This is a genomic window from Ruminococcus sp. AF31-8BH, assembly GCF_003460605.1.
In the GTDB taxonomy this organism is placed as follows: domain Bacteria; phylum Bacillota; class Clostridia; order Lachnospirales; family Lachnospiraceae; genus Blautia_A; species Blautia_A acetigignens.
The window spans coordinates 1-702 of the sequence record NZ_QTVN01000051.1; the positions used below are offsets into that span (position 1 = coordinate 1).

The window sequence follows — 702 nt, forward strand, 5'->3', positions numbered from 1 at the left end:
GCGGTAAACGCCCTCCGGTCCCAGCTCGGTATGCTTGACCGCCGCATGGTAAAACTGCTGATAGTCGTCCACCCGGCGGTCAAAGTCCCGCTGCGCCCACGCCTGACTGGTTCCATAGCGGCCCCAGTAGTAATCCCGATGGCCGTTTTCCCCCTCGGTAAACTGCCAGGTCACAAAGGGGCTCGGCGCTCCCGGATTATGCCCCAGCGCAAAGCCGTGTCCGGTTTCAAAGGTGGCAGCTTTCAAAATCACATATCCTTGTACTGTCTCCAAGAGATCCCTCCTTTCTGTGCCTCGGGCCAACATGACCCGAAGTGCTGGATGTTACGAAATAAGAGGGCAGACCGGGGAGGAATGTAATAAGATATTCCCACCCCGGAAACACCCTCCAAAAAGCCCGGAATGTCAAGCCTTTGGAAGCGGCAAATCGTAACAGCCGCCCGGCCTTTTCTCCCGCATTTTCCTCATGCGTTCCCGGCTTTTCCGTCGGTTCTCTTCGGCCTTGCAGGCGTCGGAGCAGTAGGCTTGACGCCCCTCGGGCAAAAATGCCTTTCCGCAGACCGCACAGGCCCGCAACTCCGGGGAGATGCCTTCCGTTGTCAGCGCCGCTTGAAGCTCCGGGTTAAGGGGCAGGACAGCCTCACGGAAGTAACGGCAGTACGCCCCTGTCCAGCACTTGTGCAGCATATAGCAGGCACAGTC

General features: G+C 58.5%; 1 protein-coding gene and 1 pseudogene. Both read right to left on the reverse strand.

What is annotated here, in order from left to right; all coding sequences use genetic code 11:
* A pseudogene (locus DWZ38_RS21945) lies at positions 1–273 on the reverse strand (hypothetical protein); the annotation flags it as partial.
* A 132-nt stretch (positions 274–405) separates the two neighbouring features.
* Positions 406–702, reverse strand: a 297-nt coding sequence (locus tag DWZ38_RS21950; RefSeq protein WP_117855433.1) for a cysteine-rich VLP protein, incomplete at its 5' end; no start/stop codon positions are given.